Genomic DNA, 13463 nt, shown 5'->3' on the forward strand with positions numbered 1-13463 from the left:
CCGTAACGCGGGATGCTCGGTCAGTCCGTGCCGGGCGTGCCGGTGATCTCCCGGCCGGTAACCACCTCGGCCTCGATGCGCAGGAAGATCCAGTCTTGGGAAACCACCCAGGAGAGCGGTCCGGTCCAGGAGAGGGCGCTCGTGTTCGGCGGGATCGGTCTCCGCGGTGGCGCGGCCGGTCCGCGCACGGACACGCGGTCAGGGTGCCGCCGGATCTGGGCAGCCCGGTGCCGCTGCCTGCATCACCGCCGCCCGATCCGCAGGCGGTCAGCAGAACGCTGGTGGTCACAAGGGCGGTCAGTGCCGCCCACCGAGGGGTTCTGACGTGGGGAAGTGCAGTCACGGAGGGCTTCTCCTGCTCGTGTCGCCCGGCACGGTGGTTGCACAGGACATGTCCGTGCGTGGGCGTGCGGCCTCGGTCGGCGCGATGCCGACGCCGGGGGAGAGCTGTGCAGACAGGGAACGGGGAAGTGCGAGGATCAGGCGCAGACGGACGCGGCGAGGACCGGTGCCGGACCGCGACCAGCGCTGGGAAGGCCCGTCAGGCCTGACAGAGACAGCTGGTCGAGCGCTTGAGGTCGATGTGGCGCCGACGCGAGAGTCGGGAGAACACGGTGGTGCCGGCGAAAGAGGCGCTGAGTTCACCACCGTGCCGCATATCGGGCCTCCACCTGTCCCGCCCCGGTCACGGGGCCACGCGCTTGCGGGATTTTCGGTGATCCCGCCGGGCTCTCACCTGGAGCACCCCACCGCGTGGGAGGGTTGCCGGTCAACGAGCCAGGGCTTGATGCTGACACTCAATGCCGCTGTTGATCGTACGGAGAGATCTTGCCGTTGGTCAATGGCCGAGCCCGGCTCAGGAACCGCCGCGCTCGCGGGGGATCTTCTGGCCGGCCTCGATCGCCACCGGCAGCCGGTTCTCGGCCGGGGGCAGCGGGCAGGTGGCCAGGTCCGTGTAGGCGCACGGCAGATTTGCGGCGCGGTTGAAGTCCAGGACGACCGTGCCGTCGGCGGCGGGCGGCTCCAGGGCGAGGACCCGGTTGGCGGCGTAGGTGGTGACCCCGGAGGTCGCGTCGGTGAACAGCACCATCAGCCGGCCCGCACCATGGCCGGGGAAAGTGGTCAGCGACAGCGGGCGCCCGTCCAACTCGAACTCGACCCTGCCCGGAGCGTCGTACACGTGCTCAAGGCCCTCGACGGCGGCGCACACGGTGGTGGGTCGTGGCGTGTCGAAGGGGATGTAGCGGCCCGTCACGGCCCAGCGCGGGTCGGGGGCGTAGGCGGGTGTGCCGGTGAAGGCCGTGCGCAGCGGCGCGTCCGGGTGCCGGGGGCGCACGATGTCGTTGCCGCCACGCTTGGCGACCTCGACGACGGCGTCTCCCCAGACCGCGTCGACGCCGCCGCGTTCGGGAAGCACCCCGAAACGGTGTTCCCCGTGCACCGGCGTTCCGTCGACGAGTAGTTCCTCGCCGCCGTCGAGGTCCACGACGACCCCGTCGGGGCCGGTGCGCCACGTACCGGGCGCGTCCGGGAAGCGCTGGGGCCGGTCGTCGAGCCAGTGCAGGCCGGTGATCGCCAGGAACCCGTGCGGGGCGGAGAGCCGGGCCTCTTGGGCGCGGTACCACTCCAGCCAGTTCTCGGTGAAGGCACGGAAGTCGGTCGTGGTGGCCTCGGTGGTCATGGGTTCTCCTTCGTCACGGGGTGCAGGGGGCCCGGTCGGGCCGTCGGTCCGGCCGGCGTGTTCAGCGGGCCAGTTCACCGAGGAGTCGCCAGGTGCGTCGGCGGTCGGCTTCTCCCGCGATCTCGGTGCCCGAGAACACGACCTCGGTGGCGCCTGCGTCGCGGTAACGGTGCACCTCGGCCTCGACGGTCCTCTCGTCGCCGATCACGGCCAGGTCGGCGGCCCGTCGGACGCCGGACAGTCCGATGACCCGTGCGTAGGACGGGATCTGTTCGTAGAAGGCGAGGTTCTCCGTGGCCTTGGCCCGCACCGCCTCCACGTCGTCGGTGACCACGCCGGGCACCAGGGCCACGATCCGGGGCGCGGGGCGGCCGGCGGCCTCGGCCGCGGTGGTCAGGGCGGGCACGATGTGTTCCGCCAGGGTGCGCGGCCCCGCCAGGTAGGGCAGGATCCCGTCCGCCAGCTCTCCGCTGACCCGCAGCGCCTGCGGCCCCATCGCGGCGACCAGCAGGGGGACACCGCTCTCGGCACCCGGTACCCGCGCCGGGACCGGGGTGGTCGCGGTGAGCAGCTCACCGTGGAAGTCGGCCGTGCCGGTCTCGGTCAACTGCCGCAGTGCGGTGAGGAATTCACGCAGTCGGGCGATGGGGCGTTCGAAGGGCAGGCCGAAGCCGGTCTCCGTCAGCAGTTTCGTGCCCAGGGCAAGACCGAGGTGGTAGCGGCCGTGGGTCGCGGCCTGGGCGGTCTGAGCCTGGCTGGAGACCAGCAGCGGGTGGCGGCCGAAGACGGGGATCGCGGAGGTGCCGACCTGCAGTCCGGGCACTTCGCGCCCGACGATCGCCGCGAGCTGGGGTGAGTCCGCGCCGAAGGTCTGCCCGAACCAGGCCGACGTGACACCGAACTCGGCGGCCTCTCGGGCCAGTTGTACGGTGGCGTCGACCTGGTTCGGCGCCTCCGATGCGTTGAGCGCTACTCCAACAGTCATGTCAGTCAGAACGGGCGTCGGTCGAACCCGCATTCCGGTCCGTCTGTGACAGCTTCTTGTCAGTCATGTGTACTCGGTCCTGAGCCGAAGGTCATCCGGGTACTCAGCCCGCCTGCTGTCGGTCCCGCGTGGCCCGGTGCGTGAGCGGTTCGCGCAGGCCGAGGTTCTCACACAGGGTGGTGCCGGTGTACTCGGTGCGGTAGATGCCGCGTTCCCGCAGTTCCGGGACGAGCAGGTCGACGATGTCGTCGCATCCGTCGGGGATGAGGTACGGCGTGACGTTGAAGCCGTCGATCGCGCCGTGCCGCACGAAGTGGGCGATCTTGTCGGCCAGTCCGGACGGAGTGCCGACGTGCCCGCGCTGCGGGCCGAGCGCGATGACGGTCTCGCGCAGCGACCAGCCATGCGCCTCCGTCTTCGCCCGCCATTCGGTCACGACCGTGCGTGGGTCGGCGATGCGCCGGGCGCCGAAGGAGCCGTCGTTCCCGGCGACCACCGGATCCTCCTTCGGCAGTGGCCCGTCGGGGTCACGGTCCGAGAGGTCGATGTCCCACAGCAGCCCGGCGACCCCCGACGCCGACCCTCGTCCAGGCCAGCGGACGCAGTCGTACGGACTTGCGGGGCGATCACGCCCGACCCCGTGGGCCTGCCCTCCCGGTCGTTGCTGCAGGAAGGTGGTGTGAGCGAGTCCCGAAGATGCGGAGACGTTCTCCCTGTCCGCAATGCAAGACCTGTCCGGGAAGTTCTTGACCAAACTGGTGGACATCTGCTGAACTCCCGAACCATGAACCCGCGCGTGGACCTCACTCGGCGGCGCCACATCGATCTGGCGCACGTCTCCAGCGCGTTTTGTTGTCGCTGACCCGGGAAGTGCTCCCCGGCGGCGGCCGGTGTGCGCCCATGGCGTGTGCCTGGCAGCGGCGGTGTAAAGCCGCCGACGCTGAGATGTCTCCCCGCGGGATCGTCGTCTCCACCTCCTGAGGGCTCCCCGTCTCCCCTCCTTCACGTGTGAGCCGGGAGCCTGTTCGCGCACGCCGACGCGATCCCCGAGAGCGCGGCTGTAGCGGTCCTGCGGCCACATGTCTTCTCTCCGGTCCGCCCAGCCCAGCGTTCCGCGTGTGGTCGATCAGCCCTGCGCAGTACCAGCTCATTTAGCCAACGTCCCGTTTTCCAGCACCCCTTGGCGTGCCTGTCTGCCCGGGAGGGACCCCTCATGCCTCCGTCCGTCCGCAAACTCACTGGCCGCATCGGCGCGGTCGTCGAGGGCGTCGACCTCACCGCGCCGCCCGACCCCTTGACGGTCACGGCGCTCCGTGACGCCCTCAACGAGCACAAAGCGATCGTGTTCGACGACGTGAACCTCGACAACGTCGGTCAGGAGCGTGTGGCCGGCTGGTTCGGCGAACTCACCACCGCCCACCCGACCGTGCCGGCCACCGACGGTACGACGAACGTGCTCGCCGTCGACAGCGAGACGTCCAAGGCCAACGAGTGGCACACGGACGTCTCCTTCGTGGTCAACCCGCCGCAGGCCACCACGCTGCGGTCGGTCGTGACCACGCCGTACGGCGGCGAGACGCTCATCGCGAACGCCGCCGCGGCCTACCGCGACCTGCCCGAACCACTGCGCGCCCTCGCGGACTCGCTGCGCGTCGTACACACCAACCAGTACGACTACGCCCGCCCCTCGGGCGCGACGGCGCAGCGGCAGGAGTACGACCGCGTCTTCGTCTCGACGACCTACGAGGCCGAGCACCCAGTTGTGCGGCTGCATCCGCTGACGGGGGAACGTGGGCTGTTCATCGGCGGGTTCGCCAAACGCATCGTCGGCCTGTCGAACAGCGATTCGGCGGATCTGCTGCGCATCTTCCAGTCGTACGTGACCCGCCCGGAGAACATCCTGCGCTGGACATGGTCGCCCAACCAGCTGCTGATCTTCGACAACCGGATCACCCAGCACTACGGGGTGGACAACTACGACGACCACCCCCGCCGCCTCAACCGGGTGACGATCGCCGGAGACGTCCCGGTCGGCGTCGACGGACGCCACAGCGAGCAACTCGCCGGCGACGCCTCCCACTACAGCAGCGTGCTGGCGGTGGCGGCATGACCGAACTCAGCCTCAAGGCGCCGGCCCTTACCACCAGCCCGGCCGCCGAGACGACGGGCGCGCGGGAACGCGAGGTGTTCCTGCCACGCGACGCCCGCCGCCGAACGCCGTTCAGCACACTCCGCGAGCGCCTGCGCTGGCCGCTGGGCATCTACACGACTCCCGTCGTGATCCTCATCGCCTGGGAGGTCCTCGCCCGGGCCGGAGTGCTGGCGAAGACCTACGCTCCGGCACCGACCTCCATCGTGAAGTCCGCCGCCGATCTGTGGCAGCAGGGCGTCCTCGGGCCGGACCTGGCCATCTCGCTGCAGCGAGCCGGCATCGGTCTCGCGATCGGTCTGACGGTGGGCATCGTCACCGGAGTGCTCGGCGGGTTGCTGCGCAGCGGTGAGTACCTGTTCAACGGCCTGGTGCAGGTGCTCAACACGATCCCGCTCCTCGCGGTGCTGCCCTTGATGATCGTGTGGTTCGGCATCGACGAACTCACGAAGGTGCTGCTGATTTCCTTCGGAGCCGGCGTGCCCATGTATCTCAATCTGTTCGCCGCGATCCGGGGTGTCGACCAGCGGCTGATCGAGATGGCGCGGACGACGGGCGCGGGCACCTGGCGCCTGGTGACGCGCGTGCTGGTGCCCGGAGCCCTGCCGGGATTCCTTGTCGGGCTCCGGTTCTCCCTCGCGTACAGCGTCCTGGGACTCGTCGCCGCCGAAACGGTCAACGCCGACAAGGGACTCGGCTTCCTCATCACCCAGGGGCAGACCTATCTCCAGACCAACCAGGTCTTCGTGGGCCTGGTGATCTACTCGCTCCTCGGTCTGCTCGCCGACCAGTTCGTCCGGGCTCTCGAGCGGGTGCTGCTGCGGTGGCGACCCGGTTATGAGGCGTCATGAGCAGCGCAGTCGCGACCGAGCCCCGACGGCAGACCGGGGTCGCCGTCGAGCAGGTGGTCCGTCGGTTCGGTGACCGGGTGGTGCTCGACCACCTCGACCTCACCATCGACGGCGATGAGTTGGTGATCCTGCTTGGCCCCTCGGGCTGCGGGAAGAGCACCCTGCTGCGGCTGCTCGCCGGACTGGACCGGCCCGACGGCGGGCGCGTGGAGGTCCCGGCGAAGCGTGCGATCGTCTTCCAGGCCGACCGGCTGCTGCCGTGGCAGCGGGTCCTGCGGAACGTCACGCTCGGCCTGCACGGGCCCGACGCGGAACAGCGGGCCCGCGACGTGCTGGCCGAGGTCGGCCTCTCGGGCCGTGAGAAGGCATGGCCCAAGGAACTCTCCGGCGGCGAGGCCCAGCGGGTGTCGCTCGCGCGGGCACTGGTATCGGAGCCCGAACTCGTGCTGCTCGACGAGCCGTTCGCGGCCCTCGACGCCATCACCCGGCTGCGCATGCACGACCTCGTACGCGCCCTGCGGACCAAGCACCATGCCGCCATGCTGCTTGTCACCCACGACGTCGACGAGGCGATCGCCCTGGCGGACCGCGTCGTCGTCATGAGCAACGGCCGCATCGGCACCTCGCACGAGGTGCGCCTCTCCGCCGCGGACCGCGAAGCGAGCGTCGCCCGCGAGGAACTCCGCGCCCGGCTGCTGGAAGACCTCGGCCTCGCCGGCCAGCACTGACTCCCCTCGAACCACCCTCACCCAGCACAGGAAGCACACACCATCCCATGCGTAAGAGAACCAGCAGACTCATCGGAACCGTCGGCTCCCTCGCCCTGGCGAGCACCCTCGTCGCCTGCGGATCGTCGTCCTCGGACACCGCCGCGCCGCTGAGCAACGCCGCCGACGCGAGCGACGCCAAGCACCCCGAGTGGAGCAAGTACACCTTCACCATCGGCGACAACGGCGGTGACGGCAGCCAGGAGCTGGCGAAGATCACCGGCGTGTTCGACAACGCGTCCTACAGGGTGAAGTTCGCCCGCTTCACCTACGGCCCGCCGCTCGTGCAGGCCGCCGCCTCGGGCGACATCGACCTCGGAAGCGTCGGCGACGTACCACCGATCACCGGTGCCGCGAAGGAGTACGGCTTCAAGGTCGTCGCGGTCAACCGCTCGCTCACGCCCACCCAGTCCAACGAGAACATCATCGTTCCCAAGGGGTCGCCGCTGAAGACGCTCAAGGACCTCAAGGGCAAGAAGATCGCCGTCCCGCAGGGCAGTTCGGCCCACGGCCTGGCGCTCAACGCGCTCAAGAGCGTCGGTCTCACTCCCAAGGACGTGCGGCTGGTCTTCCTCGACCCGGCGGCCGGCGCCACGGCCTTCAACACGGGCAAGGTGGACGCCTGGTCGATCTGGAATCCCCAGTCCGCGATCGCGGTCAAGAACGGCGCACGGATCCTGGCCAAGGGGCTGCCGCCGATCGACCAGACGAGCAGTTACTACGTCGCCAGTGAGAAGTCGCTCAATGACAAGACGAAGCGGGCGGCGCTCACGGACGTCCTGAAGCGCCTGGCCGGCGAGTTCGCCTGGGCGATCAAGCACGAGGACAAGTACGCCGAGGCCCTGTCCAAGGAGGAGGGCATCCCGCTGGACGACGCCAAGGCCTCCGTGAAGGCCTTCGAGACCCGCGTGACCCCGGTGGAGACCGCGGACATCGCAGCCGAACAGAAGCTCGCCGACGCCTTCCTGGAGGCGGGCCAGATCACCAAGACCGTCGACGTCAAGTCGATCACCGACAACCTCCTCCCGGCCGGCTACGACAGCTCCAAGCTGAAGGTCACCTCATGAGCGAGAGACGGCAACTCCACCTCAACGCCTTCCTCATGGAAGCGGGCCACCACGAGGCGGCGTGGCGGCTCCCGCACAGCAATCCCCGGGCGGACTTCGACCTGCGGCACTGGATCGAACTGGCGCGGCTGGCCGAGAGCGCCAAGTTCGACTCGCTGTTCCTGGCGGACGGCCCGGCCCTCATCGGCACCGGTGAGTTCCGGCCGCCGGGCCAGCTCGAACCGCTGACCCTGCTGACCGCGCTGTCCCAGGCGACCAGCAGAATCGGCCTCATCGCGACCGTGTCCTCGACGTACAACGAGCCGTACAACCTCGCCCGTCGGCTCGCGTCCGTCGACCATGTCAGCGGCGGCCGCGCAGGCTGGAACATCGTCACCTCGGCGGGCGCGGACGAGGCGGCCAACTTCGGCCTCGACGACCGTCCCGGCCACGCCGAGCGCTACGCCCGCGCCGACGAGTTCCTGAAGGTCGCCAAGGCACTGTGGGACAGCTGGGAGTCCGAGGCCGTCCTGGCGGACAGGGCCACGGGACGCTACGCCGACCCCGGGCGGCTGCACCGGCTCGGCCACCAGGGCAGGTACTTCAAGGTGGCCGGCCCGCTCAATGTCGAGCGTCCACCGCAGGGTCACCCGCTGCTCGTCCAGGCCGGCTCCTCCGAGGACGGCAAGGACTTCGCGGCCCACCACGCCGAGGCGATCTTCACCGCGCACACGACGTACGAGCGCGCGGCTGCCTTCTACGCCGACATCAAGGCCCGCACCAGGGCCGCGGGGCGTGACCCGGACGGCGTCATCGTCCTGCCGGGCATCGTCCCGTACATCGGCTCGACCGAGGCGGAAGCCCGGGCGCTCGCACGGCAGTTCGACGAGCTGCGGATTCCGGAATACGGGCTGCGCCAGCTGGCCGCCGTGTTCGAGACGGAACCGTCCGTCTTCCGACTCGACGCGCCCCTGCCGGACTTCATTCTCTCAAGGCCGAAGCTGGAGGGCTCCCAGAGCCGTTCCGACCTGATCATCGACCTCGCCATGCGCGAGCAGCTGACGGTTCGCCAGATCATCTCGCGGCTCGGTGGCGGGCGAGGGCACTTCGAGTTCGTCGGCACGCCCGAGCAGATCGCGGACACCATCATCGCCTGGTTCGAGGGCGGTGCCGCGGACGGGTTCAACATCATGGCGCCCGCCCTGCCGTCGGGCCTCGCTGCCTTCGCCGAACACGTTCTGCCGATCCTGCGCGGCAAGGGCCTGTTCCGCGAGGAGTACGAGGGCGCGACCCTGCGCGAGCACTACGGACTGCCGGTCCCGGTGAACCAGTTCCATGACTGAACCGCTTCCCGTGGGCGTTCCGCTCGCGACTCCTGCCGCTTCCACTTCCCGGAGCGGCGGGAGTCCGGCTGCGTTGCGGGTCGAGGGCCTGCGCAAGGCCACGAAGACGACTTCACCGCGGTGGCCGGGCTCGACCTGGACATGCCGGACGGCGCCTTCTTCGGGCTGCTCGGGTGAACGGCGCCGGGAAGACCACGCTGATCGGCTCGGTGCGCCCCCCGCTGCCAGTGCCTGGAGACCACCGGAGGGCCATCCGCATCCTGGACTGGACGGCCCACGCCGTCCGCCGGCCGTTCCACCTGCTGGACCGGCGTTGACACACGTTCGGGAAGTTGTCTTGACTACCGCACAGAAAGGTCATGAGCGTCAGCGACAAGCCCTGGCTTGCTGACCGGCAACCCTCGCACCGCGGTGGGGTGCCCCAGGTGACGACCCGGCCGATGAAGTTTCGGTAAGCGCGAGGCCCCTGGGGCCGGAACAGTGACGGTGACGCATGTACGCAGCTCCGAGGACGGCCGCACGCCGCTCCCGCGGCTGCGTACCGTCGTACGCGAACCTGCTCGTCGCCGACCGTGCCGTCGATCTGCTCCGCGTGAACAGCGCACTGTGTACCGCACCGGGCCGCGCCCGCTGTCGGGGCTGACACCTCCCCGCAGCCCCCGCACATCCTGACGAACACCGCGCCCGCGGTGTGCCGTTGCCCTCCCCGCCCCCGGAACCTCGCCGTCGTGTGCGTCCCCCCATGCCGCCGTGCCTCCGGGGTGCTCCCACCCAGCCGGAGCCCACCATGAGTGAACCCCCTGGTGCCACCGTCACCCTCGCCGATGCGCCGACCACCGACGTACCGGCAAAGCCCCTCACCCCCCAGCGAGTTCTTCCGCTGCGGCGGCCAGGCCGCTGGATCGTCACCGCGGTCGTGCTGGTCCTCGTCGCCCAGTTCGTACACGGGCTGGTCACCAACCCCTTCTACCAGTGGGGCCGCTGGAGCTACTGGTTCCTGCGCCCCGCCATCCTCGACGGCCTGCTGATCACCCTTCAAGTCACCGCTTACAGCGCGGTGCTGGGGCTTGCCGGAGGCATCGTACTGGCACTGGGCCGGCTCTCGAAGAGCCCGGTGCTGCGCGCGGTCAGCTGGACCTACGTCTGGGCGCTGCGCTCCATCCCGCTCATCGTGGTACTGATCTTCCTGTACAACTTCAGCGCCCTGTACAAGACGTTGAGCGTCGGCATCCCCTTCGGCCCGGCCTTCTTCTCCTTCGACGAGTCGAGACTCGCCACCGACATGGTCGTCGCGGTCGTCGGCCTCAGCCTCAACGAGGCTGCCTACGCGGCCGAGGTGGTCCGCGGCGGCATCCTCTCCGTCGACCAGGGCCAGCACGAGGCGGCCGCGGCGCTCGGTCTGCCCAAGGGGTACCAGTTCCGCAGGATCGTCTTCCCGCAGGCGCTCCGCTCGATCATCCCGAACTACGTCAACCAGCTCATCGGTCTGATCAAGGGGACCTCGCTGGTCTTCTACGTCTCCCTGCTCGACCTGTTCGGCTCCGCGCAGACCATGGGCTCCACCTACCCCGGCGACATCGTGCCGCTGCTGCTGGTCGTCACCGTCTGGTACCTGATCCTGACCAGCGTCGTGTCCGTCATCCAGTTCTACATCGAGCGGCACTACGCCCGCGGTGCCACCCGCAGCCTGCCGCCGACACCGTTGCAGAAGCTCCGCACCGGACTTTCCGACCTGAGGGCCCGTAGCCGCCGGGAGGCCGCCGTATGACCGCCGAGACGCTCGAAGCACTGGCGGACGTCGAGGCCGCCACCGTCGAGGTCCACGACGTGCACAAGTGGTACGGCACCCACCGGGTGCTGGACGGCGTCGACCTGACCGTCCGCCCCGGCGAGGTCACCGTCATCCTCGGCCCCTCCGGCTCCGGCAAGTCGACCCTGCTGCGGATCATCAATCACCTGGAGAAGCCGGAGATCGGTTACGTCAGCATCAACGGCGAACTGATCGGCGTGAAGCGGCAGGGCGACCGGCTGAAGGAGCTGAGCGAGCGGGCCATCCTGACCCAGCGCGGCCGGATCGGGTTCGTCTTCCAGAACTTCAACCTCTTCCCGCACCTGACCGTGCTGGACAACGTGGCCGCGGCTCCCGTCGCCACCGGCAGACTCGGCAAGCCCGAGGCACAGGAACTCGCCCGTGAACTCCTCGGCCGCGTCGGCCTCGCCGACAAGACCGGCGCCTATCCCCGCCAGCTCTCCGGCGGCCAGCAGCAGCGCGTCGCCATCGCCCGCGCCCTCGCCCTGCGCCCCGGCGTCGTCCTCTTCGACGAGCCCACCTCCGCCCTCGACCCCGAACTGGTGGGTGAAGTCCTCGCCGTCATCAAGGACCTGGCGGCCAGCGGCACCACCCTCGTCATCGTCACCCACGAGATCGGCTTCGCCCGCGAGATCGCCGACAGGGTCGTCTTCATCGACGGCGGCAAGATCGTCGAGCAGGGACCGCCCTCCGAGATCCTCGACAACCCCCAGCACGAGCGGACCAGGGACTTCCTCAGCAAGGTCCTCTGACCGCCGGCATACCAGACGCCCCCTGCACCACCCTCATCGACTTCAGCGACAAGGAACGGCCATGTCTGCCCACTTCTCCCGACGCAGCCTGATACGCGGCATTGCCGCGGCGACCGTCGTCGCCTCCCTGGTCACCGGGCTCGCCGCCTGCGGTGGCAACAGCGACGCGGCCACCTCCACCGACGCCGCCAAGGCCGGCGAGGTAGTCATCGGACGGGTCGCCAACGGCGCCGCCCAACAAACCACCATCAAGGTCTCCGAGGTCAAGGCGATCAGCGCCGAACTGCCCGCCGCCGTCAGGAGGGGCGGCAAGCTGGAGATCGGCATCGGTGCCCTGCCCGCCGGGTTCCCGCCGCTGGCGTACGTCGGCAACGACCAGAAGACCCTCACCGGCTCCGAGCCCGACCTCGGCCGCCTGGTCGCCGCGGTGTTCGGGCTCAAGGCCGAGGTCAAGAACTCCACCTGGGAGAACCTCTTCGTCGGCATCGACAGCGGCAAGGTCGACGTGGCCTTCTCCAACGTCACCGACACCGAGGAGCGCAAGAAGAAGTACGAGTTCGCCTCCTACCGTCAGGACAACCTCGCCTTCATCGTGCCGAAGAAGAGCACCTGGAACTTCGACGGCGACTACGAGAACCTCGCCGGCAAGACGATCGCCGTCGGCTCCGGAACCAACCAGGAGAAAATCCTCCTGGAGTGGAAGGACAAGCTGGCCAAGGAGGGCAAGAAACTCACCGTCAAGTACTTCCAGGACAGCACCAGCACCTACCTGGCCCTGAACAGCGGCAAGGTCGACGCCTCGTTCGGTCCCAACCCCGGTTTCGCCTACCACAACCGCCAGGTGGCCAACACGCCCAACGCCACGCGTACGGCGGGTACTTACTCAGGTGCCGGCGCGAGTCTGCAGGGCCTTATCGCGGCCACCGCGAAGAAGGACAGCGGCCTGGCCAAGCCGCTCGCCGACGCCGTCAACTACCTGATCAAGCACGGTCAGTACGCCGAGTGGCTCAAGGCGTACAACCTCTCCAACGAGGCCGTCGCCAAGTCCGAGGTCAATCCGCCCGGCCTGGCGCTCGACAACTCCTGACCACCAGGTGCCGGGGACTCCGCCGCCCCGCGGTGGAGTCCCCGGCACGCCGGACACCCCGAGCCGCACCCCGGAGACCGCCACACCATGTCCGTCACCACCATCGACGCAAGCTCCTCGCACATCCTGGACAACCCCGCCTGGGCCGCTCTCACCGGCCCCCACGCCCACTTCGCCGAACGGATCGGCCACGCCGCCCGCTACCACCAGGACGTGGCCCCCTTCCACGCCGTCTCCGACGAGGACGACCCGCGCGCCTGGGTGGACCTCGCCGCGCTCGTCGGCCCCGGCGGGACCGCGTCGGTGCGGGGCGTCACCGAGGCACCGGAAGGCTGGGAGGTCGTCGGCACGGGACTCGGCGTCCAGCTCGTGGACACCGGCCTGCGCGCGGAGCCCGACCCCGAGGCCGTAAGGCTCGGCCCCGTCGACGTGCCCGAGATCCTCGACCTGGTCGCCCGCACCGAACCCGGCCCCTATCTGCCCCGCACCGTCGAGATGGGCACCTACCTGGGCATCCGCCACCGGGGCCGCCTGATCGCCCTGGCCGGTGAACGCCTCCACCCACCCGGCTGGACCGAGATCAGCGCCGTGTGCACCGACCCGGCGTATCGCGGCCGGGGGCTGGCCACCCGCCTGGTCCGTGCCGTCGCGGCCGGCATCAAGGAGCGCGGCGAGCGGCCCTTCCTGCACGCCAGGGCCGACAACGCGAACGCGATCCGGCTGTACGAGTCGATCGGCTTCACCCTGCGCAGTCGTACGGTCTTCTCACTCGTACGGCCGACTGGGGTCGCCGTCCTGGAAGAAACGGCATAGCCGTGCCGTTGTCCTTGCCGAAGGCGATGACTTGGAGGTGGGCCGCGTGACACGTGTCCTGCGTGCGGTGCGCCTCCACAGCCGGCCCCACATCGATCTCCAGCGCGTGGCCGGCGCCCTCTGTTGTTGTTCCTGAGCCTCCGCCAGCCTTTGGCCGGGGGGACACCATCTCCATCTCC

15 protein-coding genes and 2 riboswitches are annotated in these 13463 nt (G+C 69.5%); of the genes, 10 read left to right on the forward strand and 5 right to left on the reverse strand.

Annotated features, from left to right (window positions below):
• Window positions 1–20: 20 nt before the first annotated feature.
• The 5 genes from ACWC21_RS33635 to ACWC21_RS33655 form a co-directional block, all read right to left on the reverse strand.
• Window positions 21–194, reverse strand: a complete 174-nt coding sequence (locus tag ACWC21_RS33635; RefSeq protein ID WP_450887435.1) for a hypothetical protein — start codon at window positions 192–194, stop codon at window positions 21–23.
• A gap of 347 nt (window positions 195–541) precedes the next feature.
• The gene (locus tag ACWC21_RS33640) at window positions 542–658 is read right to left on the reverse strand and encodes a putative leader peptide (RefSeq protein ID WP_450887437.1); all 117 of its coding nucleotides are present in this window, start codon (window positions 656–658) and stop codon (window positions 542–544) included.
• Between the two features lie 34 nt (window positions 659–692).
• Window positions 693–805: riboswitch (SAM riboswitch) on the reverse strand.
• A gap of 51 nt (window positions 806–856) precedes the next feature.
• Complete coding sequence (locus tag ACWC21_RS33645) at window positions 857–1681, reverse strand: DUF1684 domain-containing protein (RefSeq protein ID WP_450887439.1); 825 nt, start codon at window positions 1679–1681, stop codon at window positions 857–859.
• Window positions 1682–1742: 61 nt separating this feature from the next.
• A complete protein-coding gene (locus tag ACWC21_RS33650) occupies window positions 1743–2666 on the reverse strand; it encodes an LLM class F420-dependent oxidoreductase (protein ID WP_450887441.1) in 924 nt (307 codons plus the stop codon).
• A gap of 103 nt (window positions 2667–2769) precedes the next feature.
• Window positions 2770–3162 (reverse strand): hypothetical protein, encoded by a 393-nt coding sequence (locus ACWC21_RS33655; RefSeq protein ID WP_450887443.1) that lies wholly within the window; start codon window positions 3160–3162, stop codon window positions 2770–2772.
• A gap of 717 nt (window positions 3163–3879) precedes the next feature.
• On the opposite strand from ACWC21_RS33655, the gene ACWC21_RS33660 reads away from it, so the two are divergent.
• From ACWC21_RS33660 to ACWC21_RS33705, 10 genes are all read left to right on the forward strand, one after another.
• Window positions 3880–4776 carry a TauD/TfdA dioxygenase family protein gene (locus ACWC21_RS33660; protein ID WP_450887445.1) on the forward strand — a complete coding sequence of 299 codons (897 nt, stop codon included), beginning with the start codon at window positions 3880–3882 and terminating at the stop codon, window positions 4774–4776.
• Window positions 4773–5666 (forward strand): ABC transporter permease, encoded by an 894-nt coding sequence (locus ACWC21_RS33665; protein WP_450887447.1) that lies wholly within the window; start codon window positions 4773–4775, stop codon window positions 5664–5666. Before ACWC21_RS33660 ends, ACWC21_RS33665 begins: the two co-directional genes overlap by 4 nt.
• Window positions 5663–6394 carry an ABC transporter ATP-binding protein gene (locus tag ACWC21_RS33670; protein ID WP_450887449.1) on the forward strand — a complete coding sequence of 244 codons (732 nt, stop codon included), beginning with the start codon at window positions 5663–5665 and terminating at the stop codon, window positions 6392–6394. Before ACWC21_RS33665 ends, ACWC21_RS33670 begins: the two co-directional genes overlap by 4 nt.
• 47 nt (window positions 6395–6441) lie before the next feature.
• Window positions 6442–7500 carry an aliphatic sulfonate ABC transporter substrate-binding protein gene (locus tag ACWC21_RS33675; protein ID WP_450887451.1) on the forward strand — a complete coding sequence of 353 codons (1059 nt, stop codon included), beginning with the start codon at window positions 6442–6444 and terminating at the stop codon, window positions 7498–7500.
• Window positions 7497–8822 carry an LLM class flavin-dependent oxidoreductase gene (locus ACWC21_RS33680; protein ID WP_450887453.1) on the forward strand — a complete coding sequence of 442 codons (1326 nt, stop codon included), beginning with the start codon at window positions 7497–7499 and terminating at the stop codon, window positions 8820–8822. Before ACWC21_RS33675 ends, ACWC21_RS33680 begins: the two co-directional genes overlap by 4 nt.
• 355 nt (window positions 8823–9177) lie before the next feature.
• Window positions 9178–9286: riboswitch (SAM riboswitch) on the forward strand.
• Window positions 9287–9609: 323 nt separating this feature from the next.
• The gene (locus ACWC21_RS33685; RefSeq protein WP_450887455.1) at window positions 9610–10590 is read left to right on the forward strand and encodes an amino acid ABC transporter permease; all 981 of its coding nucleotides are present in this window, start codon (window positions 9610–9612) and stop codon (window positions 10588–10590) included.
• Window positions 10587–11384 carry an amino acid ABC transporter ATP-binding protein gene (locus ACWC21_RS33690; RefSeq protein ID WP_450887457.1) on the forward strand — a complete coding sequence of 266 codons (798 nt, stop codon included), beginning with the start codon at window positions 10587–10589 and terminating at the stop codon, window positions 11382–11384. The genes ACWC21_RS33685 and ACWC21_RS33690 overlap by 4 nt, the downstream gene beginning before the upstream one ends.
• A 61-nt stretch (window positions 11385–11445) precedes the next feature.
• Window positions 11446–12471 carry a transporter substrate-binding domain-containing protein gene (locus tag ACWC21_RS33695; RefSeq protein ID WP_450887459.1) on the forward strand — a complete coding sequence of 342 codons (1026 nt, stop codon included), beginning with the start codon at window positions 11446–11448 and terminating at the stop codon, window positions 12469–12471.
• A gap of 87 nt (window positions 12472–12558) precedes the next feature.
• On the forward strand, window positions 12559–13284 hold the full coding sequence (locus ACWC21_RS33700; RefSeq protein ID WP_450887461.1) for a GNAT family N-acetyltransferase: 726 nt from the start codon (window positions 12559–12561) through the stop codon (window positions 13282–13284).
• Window positions 13285–13351: 67 nt separating this feature from the next.
• Entirely contained in the window at window positions 13352–13420 is a 69-nt protein-coding gene (locus ACWC21_RS33705) for a putative leader peptide (RefSeq protein ID WP_450887546.1), read from the forward strand.
• Window positions 13421–13463: the final 43 nt, after the last annotated feature.

This window comes from Streptomyces sp. NPDC001348, from assembly GCF_053597535.1.

Coding starts and splice junctions, on each gene's coding strand:
- ACWC21_RS33680 (WP_450887453.1), top strand. CDS start 7,497: ATGAGCGAGAGACGGCAACTCCACCTCAACGCCTTCCTCATGGAAGCG.
- ACWC21_RS33695 (WP_450887459.1), top strand. CDS start 11,446: ATGTCTGCCCACTTCTCCCGACGCAGCCTGATACGCGGCATTGCCGCG.
- ACWC21_RS33665 (WP_450887447.1), top strand. CDS start 4,773: ATGACCGAACTCAGCCTCAAGGCGCCGGCCCTTACCACCAGCCCGGCC.
- ACWC21_RS33660 (WP_450887445.1), top strand. CDS start 3,880: ATGCCTCCGTCCGTCCGCAAACTCACTGGCCGCATCGGCGCGGTCGTC.
- ACWC21_RS33670 (WP_450887449.1), top strand. CDS start 5,663: ATGAGCAGCGCAGTCGCGACCGAGCCCCGACGGCAGACCGGGGTCGCC.
- ACWC21_RS33690 (WP_450887457.1), top strand. CDS start 10,587: ATGACCGCCGAGACGCTCGAAGCACTGGCGGACGTCGAGGCCGCCACC.
- ACWC21_RS33685 (WP_450887455.1), top strand. CDS start 9,610: ATGAGTGAACCCCCTGGTGCCACCGTCACCCTCGCCGATGCGCCGACC.
- ACWC21_RS33675 (WP_450887451.1), top strand. CDS start 6,442: ATGCGTAAGAGAACCAGCAGACTCATCGGAACCGTCGGCTCCCTCGCC.
- ACWC21_RS33640 (WP_450887437.1), bottom strand. CDS start 658: ATGCGGCACGGTGGTGAACTCAGCGCCTCTTTCGCCGGCACCACCGTG.
- ACWC21_RS33700 (WP_450887461.1), top strand. CDS start 12,559: ATGTCCGTCACCACCATCGACGCAAGCTCCTCGCACATCCTGGACAAC.
- ACWC21_RS33650 (WP_450887441.1), bottom strand. CDS start 2,666: ATGACTGTTGGAGTAGCGCTCAACGCATCGGAGGCGCCGAACCAGGTC.
- ACWC21_RS33645 (WP_450887439.1), bottom strand. CDS start 1,681: ATGACCACCGAGGCCACCACGACCGACTTCCGTGCCTTCACCGAGAAC.